This is a genomic window from Gemmatimonadota bacterium, assembly GCA_009838645.1.
In the GTDB taxonomy this organism is placed as follows: Bacteria; JAAXHH01; JAAXHH01; order JAAXHH01; family JAAXHH01; genus JAAXHH01.
Genome location: VXRC01000025.1, coordinates 1 through 14,860, shown reverse-complemented (window position 1 = coordinate 14,860; position 14,860 = coordinate 1). Strand labels below are relative to the sequence as shown.

Annotated in this window: 11 protein-coding genes; 10 read left to right on the top strand and 1 reads right to left on the bottom strand. The window is 60.3% G+C overall.

Features of this window, described 5'->3' with window-relative positions; all coding sequences use genetic code 11:
• Positions 1-17 precede the first annotated feature (17 nt).
• Complete coding sequence (locus F4Y38_07500) at positions 18-1,916, top strand: hypothetical protein (GenBank protein ID MXY49135.1); 1,899 nt, start codon at positions 18-20, stop codon at positions 1,914-1,916.
• Positions 1,917-1,934: 18 nt separating this feature from the next.
• Here F4Y38_07500 and F4Y38_07495 read toward each other — a convergent pair whose 3' ends face one another.
• Positions 1,935-4,286 (bottom strand): response regulator, encoded by a 2,352-nt coding sequence (locus F4Y38_07495; protein ID MXY49134.1) that lies wholly within the window; start codon positions 4,284-4,286, stop codon positions 1,935-1,937.
• Between the two features lie 396 nt (positions 4,287-4,682).
• On the opposite strand from F4Y38_07495, the gene F4Y38_07490 reads away from it, so the two are divergent.
• From F4Y38_07490 to F4Y38_07450, 9 genes are all read left to right on the top strand, one after another.
• Positions 4,683-7,283 (top strand): hypothetical protein, encoded by a 2,601-nt coding sequence (locus tag F4Y38_07490; protein MXY49133.1) that lies wholly within the window; start codon positions 4,683-4,685, stop codon positions 7,281-7,283.
• A 480-nt stretch (positions 7,284-7,763) separates the two neighbouring features.
• Entirely contained in the window at positions 7,764-8,036 is a 273-nt protein-coding gene (locus tag F4Y38_07485; GenBank protein MXY49132.1) for a hypothetical protein, read from the top strand.
• Positions 8,037-8,161: 125 nt separating this feature from the next.
• Positions 8,162-8,740 carry a stage II sporulation protein M gene (locus F4Y38_07480; protein ID MXY49131.1) on the top strand — a complete coding sequence of 193 codons (579 nt, stop codon included), beginning with the start codon at positions 8,162-8,164 and terminating at the stop codon, positions 8,738-8,740.
• A gap of 10 nt (positions 8,741-8,750) precedes the next feature.
• Positions 8,751-9,386 carry a hypothetical protein gene (locus F4Y38_07475; GenBank protein MXY49130.1) on the top strand — a complete coding sequence of 212 codons (636 nt, stop codon included), beginning with the start codon at positions 8,751-8,753 and terminating at the stop codon, positions 9,384-9,386.
• Positions 9,387-9,410: 24 nt separating this feature from the next.
• On the top strand, positions 9,411-10,346 hold the full coding sequence (locus F4Y38_07470; protein ID MXY49129.1) for a M56 family metallopeptidase: 936 nt from the start codon (positions 9,411-9,413) through the stop codon (positions 10,344-10,346).
• A 61-nt stretch (positions 10,347-10,407) separates the two neighbouring features.
• Entirely contained in the window at positions 10,408-11,586 is a 1,179-nt protein-coding gene (locus tag F4Y38_07465; GenBank protein MXY49128.1) for a hypothetical protein, read from the top strand.
• Complete coding sequence (locus tag F4Y38_07460; GenBank protein MXY49127.1) at positions 11,583-12,308, top strand: hypothetical protein; 726 nt, start codon at positions 11,583-11,585, stop codon at positions 12,306-12,308. Before F4Y38_07465 ends, F4Y38_07460 begins: the two co-directional genes overlap by 4 nt.
• Before the next feature lie 21 nt (positions 12,309-12,329).
• Complete coding sequence (locus F4Y38_07455) at positions 12,330-13,544, top strand: efflux RND transporter periplasmic adaptor subunit (GenBank protein MXY49126.1); 1,215 nt, start codon at positions 12,330-12,332, stop codon at positions 13,542-13,544.
• A 21-nt stretch (positions 13,545-13,565) separates the two neighbouring features.
• Positions 13,566-14,789, top strand: a complete 1,224-nt coding sequence (locus F4Y38_07450; GenBank protein ID MXY49125.1) for an FtsX-like permease family protein — start codon at positions 13,566-13,568, stop codon at positions 14,787-14,789.
• Positions 14,790-14,860: the final 71 nt, after the last annotated feature.

Here is a 14,860-nt window from a genome sequence, read left to right as displayed (position 1 = left end):
ACCTGGGCGGAAACGCGTTGACGGGCGAAATCCCTCCTGAACTGGGCCAGCTCGAAAACCTGCTGGTTCTTTCTCTTTCGGGTTCGGGGAAGAGAGACTATCTGGGCAACATCGGACTGACGGGCGAAATCCCGCCCGAACTGGGCCGGCTTGTCCGGCTCGAAAAACTGTATTTGAACCGGAACCAGTTAAGCGGGATCATCCCTGAGGAACTGGGCGATCTTGAGAACCTTCAGGAACTGCACCTTCAATATAACGGATTTATCGGCAACGTGCCGGAATCCCTGGGAGGACTCTCAAAACTGAAAAAACTATACCTGCAAGGCAACGGGGGGATGTTTGGCGTACTGCCGCCGTCATTCACACAGTTGATGCTGGACGAACTGCGGTTCGAGGGAATCGGCCTGTGCCTGAGGGAGGATACCGAAACCCAAGACTGGTTGCACGCTATTCCCATGGCCGACGTCGACTTCTGCCGTGGGTTTTTGACGGAATCGACGGCCGTGCTCATCCAGGCGACCCAGACGCTTGATGGCTCCGTTCCCCTGGTGGCGGGAAGAGACGCACTGCTACGTGTCTTCATCGCGTCGGAAACGGATGCCAACGTACCTATGCCTCACGTCACCGCGCGTATCTTTCATGACGATGTCGAGGTTTTCACCGCAGAAATGGAGAATACAAACAAGTTTATTTCTGCGCTGCTCAATGTGGGCGACAGCGAGGCCACGTCCAACGCGCCGATTCCAGGTTCGGTCATCCAACCGGGTCTGGAGATGGTCATCGAACTGGGTTCATCAGGCCGCCTTCCTGCATCGGGACGGCTGTCCGCGGAAGTCGTCGACATGCCGCCTTTCCATCTGACCGTCGTGCCCTTCTACTGGAAGGACAACCCGGACATGGGCCTGGTGTCCACGGTTCAAAGCCTTTCGGCGGATTCGGATGACTTCAACGCTTCGAAAGACCGCCTTCCCGTGAACGAATTCCGCGTCGAAATCCGCAACCCGGTGGCGGTCTCCTTCGATCCCGTAAGTTCGGTCAGGACCCTGGAAAGGGTGGCGTTGACGCGCACCATGGACGGTTCGAGCGACTATTACATGGGCATTGTCACCCGTGGCGGGGGACTTGGCCGGCGACCCGGATTTGTAACGGTATCCGAGCTGAACGATGCGTTCATGGCACACGAATTGGGGCATAATCTGGCCATGGGTCACGCTCCCTGCGGAGGACCATCGTTTCTTGAGTTAAATTTCCCTTATCCGGACGGAAGCATCGGTGTCTGGGGGTATGATCACAGGAACGACGAGCTTGTACCCTCGTCGATGCCCGACTTCATGTCCTATTGCGGACCGCCTGACTGGACAAGCGACTACAGCTTCGTGAAGATGATAAACCGCCGGCAGATTCTGGCAGGCGAGCCCGTATTCGCTTCAGCACCCTCGCCATCCGGGAGAAGCTTGCTGGTCTGGGGAGGCAGGAACGAATACGGCGAACTCTACCTCGAGCCTGCTTTCGTGGTCGACGCGCCGCCGTCCCTTCCCGGAGGACGCGGGCCATACCGGCTTGCCGCGGGAGACGCCGAAGGCAACGTGCTTTTCGATTTGAGGTTCTCCATGGAGGAGACCGGGTGTGGCGAAGGTGGAAGCGGCGGTTTCGTCTTCTCGGTCCCCGTTCGGACGGACTGGTCCGGTTGGCTGGAACACCTGGAACTGTCCGGGCCCGAGGGATTCGCGGTGATGAACCGGGACGACGGCCGGTCCACCGCACTCCTGCTCGATCGATACACGGGCGAACTACGCGGCGTCCTGGACGACTGGCCCGGGCCGGGGTCCTCCCTGCAGGCCGCGAGACGCGCACTACCCGAACCCGGCCTGGAGGTCATCGTCAGCACCGGGATTCCCGATCCGTCCGACTGGTAGCGGTTGGACGGCGGGCCCCTACCCATCCCCCGGCCGGATCAGGCGGTAGCCGACGCCGCGCACGTTGGCGACGTAGGACGGGTCGTCGGCGCTTTCACCGAGCTTTCTGCGAAGTCGCTTGATGATGGCCCGCACGAGCCTCGCGTCACCGAGGCCGCGCCTGCCCCAGATCTCCCGCAGCAAGGTGTCGTAGGTGGCGATCCGCCCCGCGCTAAGCGAAAGCACGCGCAGCACCTCGTACTCGGTAGCGGTCAGCGCCACCGGCCGACCCGCGAGCTTGACTTCACGGCGGTCGTAGTCGATGGCCAACTCGCCGAGCACGAAACGATCCGGATTGGCCCGCCGGCGGAGGATGGCCCCGATCCGAGCCGTGAGCTCGGTCGGCGAGAAAGGTTTGACAATGTAGTCCTCGGCGCCGGCCTCCAGCGCCCTGGCGATCGTCTCGTCGCGTCCGTAGCCCGAAATGAAGATCACCGGCAGGGTAGCGAGCTCGGGTATCGTCCGCATGAGTTCGATCCCGTCGGAACCGGGCAGCATCAGGTCGAGCAGGACCAGTTTGGGCTTCTCCGCTTCGATGATGCTCGAGATTTCCCGGTGATCGGCCGTCACCACGGCGGAATAATCCGCGTCGGCGAGGACTTCGCGCACGTAACTCAGCGTCTGCGGGTCGTCGTCTACGATGAGCACCGAGGTCGGCTGGCGTCCATCGGAAACCTGACCCGGGGCGTGCCGGGCATCACCGGCCGCGGTGTCTACGGCGCCCGTATCCGCGACAGGTATGGTGAAGGTGAAGCGCGTGCCCTTGCCCACGCCCGGGCTTTCGGCCCGTATGCGCCCGCCGTGCGCCTCGACCAGCCCCTTGCAGATGGCAAGGCCCAGTCCACCGGCCACGCCGGAGTCTACTTCGCTGCGCCCGTACTTGCGAAACAGCCTCCCCAGCAGTTCCGGTGCAATGCCCCGGCCTTCGTCGGCCACCGTGACTGCGACGTACACGCCGTCCCGCTCAGCCGAGATGCGGATAGGGGCCGTTGCCGTCGAATGGCGGGCGGCGTTGGACAGCAGGTTGTTCAGCACCTGCACGATGCGTTTCCTGTCGGCGAGCACCGGGGGCAGATCGGGCGGCAGGTCGATGAGGACGTTGTGCCTGGCGCCGCCCGACAGGAAAGTGTTGCGGGCCTGGTCCACCAGAAAGCTCACCTCCGAGGGTTCCGGGGTGACCGACAGCGTGCCCGTATCGGTCCGTCCCGCGTCGAGCAGGTCGCCGATCAGACTGTCCATGAGATTGGCCTGTTCATCGATGATCCGGAAGAACTGACGCACTTCGGCCGGATCCAGTTCCCGCGAGGCGTTCAACACCGTCGTCGCCGATCCCTTGATGGAGGTCAGCGGAGCACGCAGCTCGTGGCTCACCATGCTGAGAAACTCGGCCCGCGTCCGGTCCAGTTCCTGCAGCGCCGCCAGGTCCTGCATGGTGACCACCATCGACGTCACCGCGCCGTCCTCGTTGCGGATCGGGGTGGCGCTCACTAGCACCGTCACACTGCGGCCGTCGGGTATGGAAATCACGACCTCTACGGCTCGCACCGTCTCGGCGTTGCGGAGCACCTGGACAAGGGAGAACTGGTCCAGCGCGATTTCCCGGCCGTCGGCGAAGCGGCAGGTCGCCAACTCGAGTATGGCTTCGATTGGTTTGCCCCGAAGGCGCAGGTTTTCCGCGATCCGTTTCGCCTCCAGGTTCATCGACACTGGACTGCCGGTCCCCGCTTCGAACACCACGACGCCTACCGGGGAAGTCTCGACCAGCGATTCGAGGTCGGCCCTGGTGTGCTGCTCGGCGCGGTACTTGCCGGCGTTGGTGATCGCTGTGGCCGCGTGAGAGGCGAACAGCAGGAGGACCTCCTCGTCCTCGTCCGTGAATTCCCCGCCGTTCGCTTTTCCCCCCAGGAAGAGGGTTCCGGCCCGTGCGCCGCGGTGACGCATCGGAGTGACCTGGAAGGCACAGGCGTCCGGCAGCATGAACGCCGAATAGCCGGTCATACCCACGTATTCCAATAATTCCGCCCGTCTCAGCGGACCGGCCAGGTCGCGGAAGTGTTCAAATATTCGCGGCCAATCGCCCCATTCGGACAGGCGCCGATGCTCCTCGTCGGAAAGACCGGTGGTGGCGAAGTCCTTGAGCACGCCGGCCTTGTCGACGGTGGCGATGGCGCCGTAGCGCGCTCCGGTAAGCGCGCTGGCACGCTCCACGACCTCCTCCAGGACCGTCTCGAGGTCCAGGCTGGCGCTGATACGCAGGACCGCCTCGTTGAGCGCGTCGTTGCGAGCGCGCACCGCCTGTAAATCCCGCACCGGATCGTCGCGCGCACTCAATGGTCTGACCTCTCATGGATGTCCACCACTCGTTCACTCCTTCCCTTGCGTAAGTTCGACCATCCGGCCGAACGGACTGGAAACGGGTTTACTGTAAACGCGCTTAACATCGCGATATTCCGCAATAAGCGGGAATACGCATGTTTGTCTCTGAATATCGCGGCAATTACACACGTTTGTCACTAAAAAACTGGTTTTTAACCGGCCTGTGGTTTTTCATTTAGCGTATCCGGCGACAGTGCGGACATCCTGCCGACAACAGGACACCGCCCGTTGGATTTCCGGGAAAACACGGCCTGTGATCACCGGGCGCCACGCGGTTTATCGGCTTGTGATCACCCCGGCATGGCTGTAATATGGAAAGTCGGCCTGAAACAACGCATCGGAATGAACTTCATGCAGATCAAACCGGATTTCTACCTGATTCCCTTCCTGATATGCTGCCTGGCGCCCCTGCACGCCTCGGGCGAGCGGCTGGAGGTGTCTGTGCGCCAGGAGGCGTCCACCCGGCAGGAGGCGTCCGCACAGCAGGAGGCGTCCGCCCGTCAGGAGGCGTCCGCCCGTCAGGAGGCGTCCGCACAGCAGGAGGCGTCCGCCCGGCAGGAGGCGTCCGCACAGCAGGAGACCGGTACCCGCCTGCTCGTCGTCGACTACGCCATGGCCTATCCGGTTGAGCACGCCGGGATGATCCGCGCGTTCTCGGAAGCGGGTTTCGACGTCGACTACCGGCCGTATTACCCCGCCATGGTGGAACGGGATGCCCGGGACTACGACGCCATCGTGCTGCTGGGCGGCGGCGATCCGGGCATGAGCATCCAGGAAGTGGACCTGGCCATCAACTTCGTCTCGCGCGGCAAAGTGCTCGTGCTGGCCATGCCTTCCGACGGGCCTTACGGCGAAAGGAGGAAGGTCATTCCCGGCGTCCACGACCGGTACCAGTTCAACGAGATCCTGGCCCGCCTGGACATCAACCTGCACGCGCTGAACGCCGACCATGAAACCGGTCCCGTCCTGAATCCCGTGGTGCATTATGAATTGGCCTCCGGCCATCCGGCCGGACGGGGCCTGGACGGCATCGTGGCGGCCCGCGCCGGCACCCGCCTGCTCGTGGGCGCCTCCGCCGAACCTCTGCTCGTGGAACCCGAAGGTCCGCCCCCCGGTGAGGAAATCGAACCCGAATCCGCGCCCGAACCCGAATATCGCGTGGTCCGCAGGACCCTGCGCATCCCACCGGATGGCGCGGTGCCGGGGGAGGAGGTCGAGCTGCTGCTGCGAGGCGACCAGGAACTGCGCCCCAGCCTGTACTACCGGAACCGGGAGCCCGTCCCGGTGGACTGGGCCACGGCAAGATTCAGAGGCAGGGTGGAAGTCGTCTCGGACGCGAAGGACACGCTGACCGTGCGCATGTCCGGCAACCGCTGGGGTTCCGAATACGCGCTGGTCGGCGTTCCGGTGGCGGTCATCGCCGCCGCCTTCGCCGACCGGGAGATCCGGGAGGAGATCCGGTCCGTAGAAGACCTGGCGTCCATGCGGGACGACGAAGAGACCTTCGGCCGCCTGGCGGTGGCGGCCGCGGGACGGACCGGGCGGCTGAACGAGGGATTCGTTCTGGCCGTGGACCGGCAGGTGCTGTCCGGACTCGACCGGCCCCTGCCGCCCCTGGGCATCTCGCCCTTGGGAGCCGGCACCGAAGGACTGGAGGGTTTTCCGGGCGGCTTCGCGAAGTACGTCCGCGCACTGGTCGATTCCCCGGGGGACTGGTCTCCCGGCCACGGGTACGCCACGGCCCAGATGCCCGGCAACCGGAAACCGGATATCTCCCTCAACAACGTGTCCGTAGGTCCGGTATTGCCCGAACGGGTTCGGGTGATCCGCAGCGCGGCGTCCGGTGCGGGTGACGCAGGTAGCGCGGCCTCGGGCGCGGGCCCGAGCGCGACCTCGGAAGCTGCCGTTCCGCTTCGAGGCGTCTGGGATTTCGTCGCCCGGCGGCATGAGCATATGGACGATCTCGCCGGCATGTTGCCCGGTCTCGGGATGGATTTCCTCTGGACCGTGGCGCCGGCCGCCAGCTACACCGGGGGTGCCGTCACGACGGGCGACGTGCGCTTCGAATCGTGGGCCCTGCCCATCCTCAACCGCCTGGGAGGAACGGCGACGGCCTGGTACGCCGGCGTCAGCGCCCCGCGCGCAGGTGAGATCGCCGGCGGCTACGAAGCCGCCCGGGACGCCCGGGGAGACGCGGTCGGCCTGCCCTCCCGGCTGGACATGGCCTACCTGAACCGGCACGTCTTCGAGCCGTCGCGCGCCATCGCCCGGCACAGCCGCGGCCAGCGGACCCTGAAGGCCATCGTGCACGACTGGGAGCCCCATATCACGCGCCCCGCGGAGGCCTATGCCGCGACCGACGCCTTCGACGACCTGCATTTCCGGTACTTCATCCGCCATCTCGTCCGGAACGGACTGTACCACGGCGACGAATTCAGGTCGCTCATGGGGCTGGACCGGGAAGACCGGTTCGAGTGGCTGCTGAAATCGGGATACCTGGAGACCTACTTCCAGCTCCAGGAAGCCAACGCGGAGCGCCTCGGCGTGCTCTACCGGCAGTCCATGGACGCAATCAATCCCCTCCTGCGCCACGGCGCCTTCGTCCGCTCCCTGCGCCTGAACTGGTTTCGCCTGGGCTTCTGGAGAGGCGCCGGCACGCCGGAACGCCCCTTCCTCGTCTTCTCCTACGAACGTCCACCGGACTGGTTCGCCGGCTTCCTGCGCGACCGGGGCGTCTCCGCCCGGGTGATCCCCGTCGGTCTGCTGGGCCTGATGGGCGGAGAAGACCTGCAGGATCTCCTGAGAAAGGCCGCCGCTCGAGGCGGCTACGCCCTCGAGCGCGGCATCTGGCTCGTCGCCGACCCGGGCGAGGAATCTGGCCTGAACACGCCTCCCGGAGGCATGACGCGGGAAGCGCTGCTGGAGGCGGTGCGGGAGGGGGACATGGAGTAGGATATGAAGGAACTCCGTGCATTCGAAAGGGAAAACGAGAAGCGAGTGAATCAAAGGAGAGGATGAGGCCAGATAGCCTGGTATACAGGCCTACGAGCGGGATTTCGAACGCCCGGCGGAACGATCGCCGGGCTTTTTTATTGAAAAAAAAAAGATTTATCGCGAGAATCGCAAAATTCCGAAGGACTAATCCATTTAGACCGCGCGGCAGATGCTGGATTCAGTGACCACATCAGGTCGAGTTTCCGTTTGACGATCGAAGCGCTCTCGGAACCGCGCATTCCGAGACCTGTAACCGAGTTCCCTGGTACCAGCGCAGAGAATGAGGTCCGCATCGGAGGAGAACGGAGGATGGAACCTGAATCGAAGAGGAAAGGAGGCTGACGGAATTCCAATTGCGTTCGAAAGGTAAATTACACACGTTTGTTATTCGTTCGATACACGTTCGATCAAACCAGCAATCGAGGAGTACAGATTATCATGAAAAAGCTCATTCTCTCCGTGTTCATGTTCGCCCTGATCGCGGGCGCAAGCGTCAACTCGACGGCCAACGCAACGCTGGCTGAAACGCCCGGTGTCGTAGCGACGCCGAACCTGATCTACTGCCTGACGGGCAAGGATATTATAAACACATCCGCCGGTGTACTTGGAACAATAGCCGGCGGTTGGGCAATAAAGGTCGGTCTCGGCCTTGCCGCATGCACAGGAATCGGCGCTGGTGGTTTGGTTGCTGGCTTTGCACTCGGTTATTAGGGCCTTAAGGTAAGGAGGAGGGGGCGTCGCGCCCCCTCCTCGCCTGGATGGGCATTCGATCAGGCTGATAACACATCGCGTTCTATAACCAGAAACAGGAATCAAGACTAACCTGGTTTTTAACTATGCCGATGAACGAATACCGCCTCAACAAAGTACCCTTTTTACTCGCTGTGTGTTGTATACTTGCCGGCCTTGTAATCGGCAGATCGTCTCCCTTGGACACGGGACCTGCGGGCGCTCCGGACCATGCTGCAGACACAAATACCCTGCTCCCCCGCGTTTTCCTCGATGGACACGATGAATGGGAATTCATCATTGGAACGAATTTGAAAGTCTGCGCCGTTCTTCTGACGGGGGTTCTATCGCTGGGATTCATGAGCATGGCGAATCTGGCCTGGATCGGACTGAGTATAGGATGGGTTGTACGAAGTGTGATGGATTCTGGCATGTCGTGGGAAAGGGCGGCCGCCCTTACGGTGCCTCATGGACTGCTGGAACTCGCCGGATTCGCCATGATAGCGGCCGTGGGTTGCGAAGGATTCATCATCGTATACAGAAAGCTGAGATTCGATGACTGGTCGTTCAGTATGGACAGGCTGTCATTGAACGTTCGAAGATTGACGGCGGGGCTCTTGCTTGTGCTCGCAGCCTCCATGGTGGAGACCTACATAACCGGTCAGATTGCGGCCGTATTCAATTGAAGGAACGATTATGCGAAATCCCGGTTGGGCTGTTGACAGAATCTCATCGATCGGAATGAAGGAGTCCATTTGGATCGGTTTAAGTGTTTTTGTAACCTACCTGATTACCAATGTTCTGACCGTATACATGATGTTTCGCACGGTCACAGAACAGATTCCCGAACAACTGGCCAGTGCATATGACCAGGTGTTAACGATTATGAGTATCAGCACGTCGGTGGGGGTCGTGTTCGGTGACATCGCCACATTCGTGCTGGGATGGGCGTTCATTGTCATTGCTGTAATGCTGTTGAACGGCCGACGGAATCACCGCGCTTTGTTCGGCTGGCTGAGTATCGGATACCTGCCGCTCGCATTGTATTCAGCGTGTGCTGTAATGCTTTTGGTGTTGTTCTCCGACGCCATGACCCACGAGGGGTTGGCTTCAATTCCCACGATAGAACAATTACCCGTTGAAATCGGTAAAATGCAGGATTCGGGATGGTTCGGATGGATGCGACTTGGTCGTTCTTTGGCGTATGTCCTTACCCTGGCGGTCGCTTGCGAAGTGGTCCACCGGTTAAGTGCATTGTCCCGGTTGAAGTGCGCCGGGATACTCTCAGCCTACGCAAGCCTGCACGTGTTCATGACCACGATTGTCTTCTAAATAGACAAGGAAAAGAGAGACGCTGTGATGATTGACTCCGATAATGAAAGAAGCCTCGACGCCGTCGAAAGTCTGCCGGATGAAGAGGGAACGATTCGGTTGACCTGGCGTGACAGACTGGTCGAGTTCGGACTGGACATGGGCGTAGCGATGGCATGCATGTTTCTGGCCGCGCTCGTGTTTGCAGGCATCTTGATCGCAACGATTAACGTGGCGGAAGAGTCGGCTCCAGGTCTATTCGAGCGTGGGTCGATCGCAGTAGTAGGTTTGGTCATCGTTTCGGCCGCCGTGGGCAACGCCTGCGGATATCTGTGTTTTCCCTACCTGACACGGTTCATCTTCCGAGGTTTCGAGTTACAGGATGATCGTCTGGACCGGTCGGTCAGGAAGTTGCTAGCGGTCACCGGAATGGACATCACAGCAGAGACATTATACGCCATGAAAGGCAGGACGGCGAACGCCATGGTTTCTGGCCTCTTTCGAAAAGGCCGGTACATATTCTTTACCGACAAACTGCTGGAGAAAATGAAGGAAGACGAAATCCTGGCGATATTCGCCCACGAAGTGGCGCATATACGTCACAGACATTTGTTCAAGATGCTGTTGTCCGGGATTCTGTGGATTTGCGTGATTCAGATCATTGGGTATCTGATGGATTTCAGTGCCTATTTCGATGCATTGGATGAGTCCCACAAGACGTGGGCGTCCGGTTTGATTGGCGGTGTGAATGTATGGCTGGTTATGGTCTGTGTCATGTTTCCCTTGTCGAGACGTAACGAATACGAAGCAGATGCTACCGCGGCCGGATGGGTGGGGGTAGAGTGTTACAGCCGTGCCCTCTACCGCCTGCATCAATTGAATGACCGGATGAAGACTCCACGGAAGTTCGCCCGCATATTCCTGACCCACCCCACCCTGCAGAATCGCCTCGACCGCGTTGCACAGTTGAACTCGAAATAGCCGAGTTTTAATCCGATGAAAAGGAAACATCCCTACATTGAAACTTTATCGACTTTTAGTTTTGACGGCACTTTGCGTCCTGCTCGAACTGCGCTTCGCTGCGCATGGGGCCGTGCCGGACTCCCTGGCGCTGTCCGAATTCGCCAGGATCATGACCGCGTTCTCCGAAGCGCCCGGTCACTTCCCCGGGGACAACTTCGTTACCAATGAATCGTCCTACCTGCACGTCGTTCCTACGGTAATCGAACTGGGTAGACGCGGCGGCGTCTACATCGGCGTCGGTACGGAGCAGAACTTCTCCTACATTGCCGTCTCGAGACCGGATATCGCATTCATCGTCGACATCCGTCGCGAGAACCTGCTCCAGCATCTCCTCTACAAAGCCCTCTTTACCCTGGCCCGGGACCGAACGTCCTTCCTGATGCTGCTGTTCAGCAGGCAGTACCGGGAGGACGAATCGGTTGCGAACGGACGACCGGAAGACACGGCCTCCATTTCGGAAGTCCTGGATTACATCGAGACATCGACCACAGCCGACTCCCTGCAATTTGAAGAAAACTGGAAGCGGCTGCGGCGGGAAGTCAGGCGGTACGGGATCGAAGACCGGGACGATCTCAATAAGATGCTCTACATCTACCGGTCGTTCTTCGAAAAACAACTTTCGATCCGGTACGCCGAAACACGCCTGGGAAACGGCCTGTCCTATCCTGCGTTCAGGGACCTGATGTCGGGCACGACGAAAGAAGGGGAATACGCCAGTTTCCTGAGTACCGAAGATGCATTCGGGTTTGTGAAGAACCTCCATCTCAGAAACCTGATCATTCCCGTAGTGGGGAACTTCGCGGGCGGGAAGACGTTGAGGGCCATCGGCACGTTCGCTGAAACCCACGGTACGAGCGTATCCGTTTTCTACGTGTCGAACGTCGAGTACTTCCTCATTAACCACTTCTACTACGTGTTCAAGTGGTACGTCGCGAATGTCGACGCGCTTCCGATCGATGAGCACAGCCTGATGATTCGTTCCTACCTGGGTGTGGAATCCCATCCAAAGAGAGTCGGCCGGCATCTGTCCACGAGCACGGCGCATCACATAAGCACGTTCCTGGAGAGTTACAGGCGGGGTGCGTATACCCGTACGAAACCGGTCTGGTGGAGGTTCTGGCCCTGGGACAGTCCATTCTGGTCGGGCGGCGGACACAGCTACTACCATCTGGTCATCATGGGGGATCTATGCCCATGAGCGCTTCCACGGATCTGGCAAGATATCCCGGGCGATGGCTCCAGGTTCTCTACAGGCCGGGGAGGGCCTTTGCGGATCTTGAAACAGGACAATCCACCACCGAGTGGATGCTGGCGCTGATCCTGGTCATGTCGGTAGTCCTGTGCGCCGGAATCGTCACTTTGCCCGTTGCGCTGGATAGGGAAAGGGCGTTGATCGAGACCGAATTCCAGTCCTATTCGGATCTGAGCGCAGATCAACAATCCGTCATTCTGCGCGAGGCCGTGCGATTCGACCATCGTCAACTCATCGGCCTTTTCGTCCTGCCGGCGAGCGTCTGCTTCATGGTCGCTGCGTGGTCGGTGGTGGGAAAACACTGCGGTGAAATGATATTCGGCAAGCTGCTGCCCTACGGCAAGGTCCTTCCGATAACCGCCTACGCCTCGCTGGTCCTCGTACCTGAAACCATCGTCAAGACCGCGCTGGTCTTGCTGTCCGGTTCGCTCGATCCCCCCATCCATCCTGGTGTGTTTCTCGGTGAGGCGGACCCCGAAACCCTCTGGAGCCTGTTCCTGCCAGGCGCCGATCTCTTCGGAATCTGGTTTCTTTTCCTGCTGGGCCTCGGCCTGGCACGGACTTTCCGGGGATCGGCCTGGCTCACCTGGCTCGCGCTGGGACTGGTGTGGGGCATGTGGATTGTCATTCGCAGGACGATCGAACTGCTCGGCACCGTTTACGTGTAGCTATTGGGAACCACTTTGGTCATGAAAAAACGGTTAGTCATTGCTGGTGTATCGGTCTGCAGCCTCGTAGCCGTTCTGGTGTATTTCGTTTTCAGTTCCACGGCTCGGGATGCCACGTTTCGGATCCTCCAGGTACAACACGGATCGATCTCGGAGATCCTGGCGGAGACGGGCACCATCCAGTTCGTCCGAACCGTCATGGTCAAGCCCACGATTTCCGGGGAAGTCAGGCATATTCACGCCGATGTCGGGAATCGGGTTTCAGCGGGGGACGTACTTGCCGTGATAGAGCCGGACCCGTCCCAGTCCCTGCAGTTGTCCCGGCAGCGCGCCAGGGTGGACGGCGCCCGGATCGATCTTACGGAAAGGGAGTTGAACTTTGAGCGAAAGCGCGAGCTTTACGAGCGGTCCCTGATATCGTCCGAGGAATTCGAACAGGCAAGGATCGCACACACCAGGGCCCGTCACGATCTCGACATGGCGGAGCTCGAACTCAGGATTCTGGAACTGAAGGTGAACGTCGAGGTGGATTCGAACCAAACCCATGACGCCGTGCGGGTCATATCGCCGTTGGACGGTATCGTCATTGCCCGCGCGGTGGAGGAGGGCGAAGTCGTAGCGTCAGGCACCTCGTCGTACACCGGCGGCACGGAGATGTTCCGGATCGGCGATCCGGACCGGATGATCGTCAAATCGGCGATTGGAGAAATAGACGCCGGAAGGGTCAGGCCGGGACAGGACGTGCGGATCCGTGTCGATGCCTACCCGGACGCGATGTACCGTGGTCGGGTGGAGCGCGTCGCGCCGGTCGGTGTGCGCAGGCCCGGCGGCACGCTCGTCACGTTCGATGCCGAAATCGTGATATCTGATCCATCGATGGAATTGCACCAGGGCATGTCCTGCGATATCGACATCGTGTTGGAGCAAAACGACCACGCGGTGCTGGTGCCCGCTTCTTCCGTCATGGAAATGGCCGACAACAGGGGGGCAAACATCGAACAGACTGATTCTGCATTGACCGGATCGGCGTCCGGCAGGCGGCACATGGTCTATCGTTGCACATCGGCGGACCCCGAATTGCGGAGGTGTCCGGAATCGTACCTGGAATCCGCCATGGTCGAGATCGGTATCGAATCGACCGAAAACGTGGAGATCCTGTCCGGCATTGAACCCGGCGCGCGCATCGCACTGGATGCAAGAGCGGTTCATATCGCGCTGACCGCGAAACACCCTTAACCTCAAAGGACCCTGTCGTCCGTGTCCATACCGCACCATATCCAGACCGTGTTTGCCAATCTCGCGCACTACAGGCTGCGTTCGGTCCTGACGCTGCTGGGGATCGCGGTCGGCATCGGCGCCGTAACCGCCATCATCGCGATCGGCGAAGGGCTTCACGACATGGTGATGGAGGAATTCGAATCCGTGCGCGGCGGCACCATGATATGGGTGAGTCCATCGAGATTCGTAAACCAGGATGGACAGTGGCTCGAGGTATCGGATTACGAACATCTCGTCTGGCAGGACGTGCTGGAAATCGGCAGAAGCTCGAACGCAGTGCGCCAGGTGGTCCCGGCCGCGACGCTGAACGCGGATCTCAGGTACGCGAGAACGTCCTATGGCGGGATGGTGTACGGCACAACGCCATCGTTTCCGGACCTGTACCAGTGGCCGGTTTCCACGGGCCGGTTCATTGTCGACCGCGACGTGATACGCTGGCGCAAAGTATGCGTGCTGGGCGATGAGCTGGCCGCCAAACTGTTTGACGATGCCGACCCGGTCGGCAAGGAACTGAAACTGAATGGTCAGCGGTTTGCCGTGATCGGCGTCATGCAGCCAAAGACGGTATTCAACGAGAGCTGGGGAAACCGGGTCTTCGTGCCGATTACAACGGTCCAGAAACGGATGCTTGGCCATGAAGGCTTCGATCTTCTGTCCATCAAGGTGGCGGATGCGCGTGTCATGGACCGTGCGGTGGGCGAAATCGAGGCCGCCTTGAGTACCATCCATGGCGATGAGGCCGGATTCGACATCGTCAGCGGGAAAGACGCCATGGACCAGATCGGAGGCGTGATCAACGCGGTCAAATCATCGATTGCCGCCCTGGCGGGCATCTCGCTGATGGTGGGAGCAATCGGGATCATGAACATGATGCTGGTCTCCGTCACTGAACGGAGGCGGGAAATAGGCATCAGGAAGTCAGTCGGTGCAAGACATGTCGATATCGTGAATCAGTTTACGCTGGAAGCCACCTGTATCAGCGCTTTAGGCGGGTTACTGGGGATATCGCTGGGACTGGGCTTCGGCTCGGTGTTCTCGTTGGTTATGAATCAGGTGTGGGACCTTGCCTTCACGAGCGGAGCTTCGCTTTCGAATATCCTCGTGTCGCTGGCGATTTCTCTGGCGATAGGCCTTTGCGCCGGAATCTATCCCGCCCTGAAGGCATCGCAGCTGAGTCCGGTGGATGCGATGAACCTGGAGTAAGGCCGTTAAGCCCGAGCGGAACGGCTGCGAAACGCACCACCAGCGCGCTATTCTATACTCCCCACCCGCTC

Bases quoted from the DNA above. Each gene is read 5' to 3' on its own strand.
- F4Y38_07490 (MXY49133.1), top strand. From the start codon at position 4,683: ATGCAGATCAAACCGGATTTCTACCTGATTCCCTTCCTGATATGCTGC.
- F4Y38_07455 (MXY49126.1), top strand. From the start codon at position 12,330: ATGAAAAAACGGTTAGTCATTGCTGGTGTATCGGTCTGCAGCCTCGTA.
- F4Y38_07460 (MXY49127.1), top strand. From the start codon at position 11,583: ATGAGCGCTTCCACGGATCTGGCAAGATATCCCGGGCGATGGCTCCAG.
- F4Y38_07480 (MXY49131.1), top strand. From the start codon at position 8,162: ATGCCGATGAACGAATACCGCCTCAACAAAGTACCCTTTTTACTCGCT.
- F4Y38_07475 (MXY49130.1), top strand. From the start codon at position 8,751: ATGCGAAATCCCGGTTGGGCTGTTGACAGAATCTCATCGATCGGAATG.
- F4Y38_07485 (MXY49132.1), top strand. From the start codon at position 7,764: ATGAAAAAGCTCATTCTCTCCGTGTTCATGTTCGCCCTGATCGCGGGC.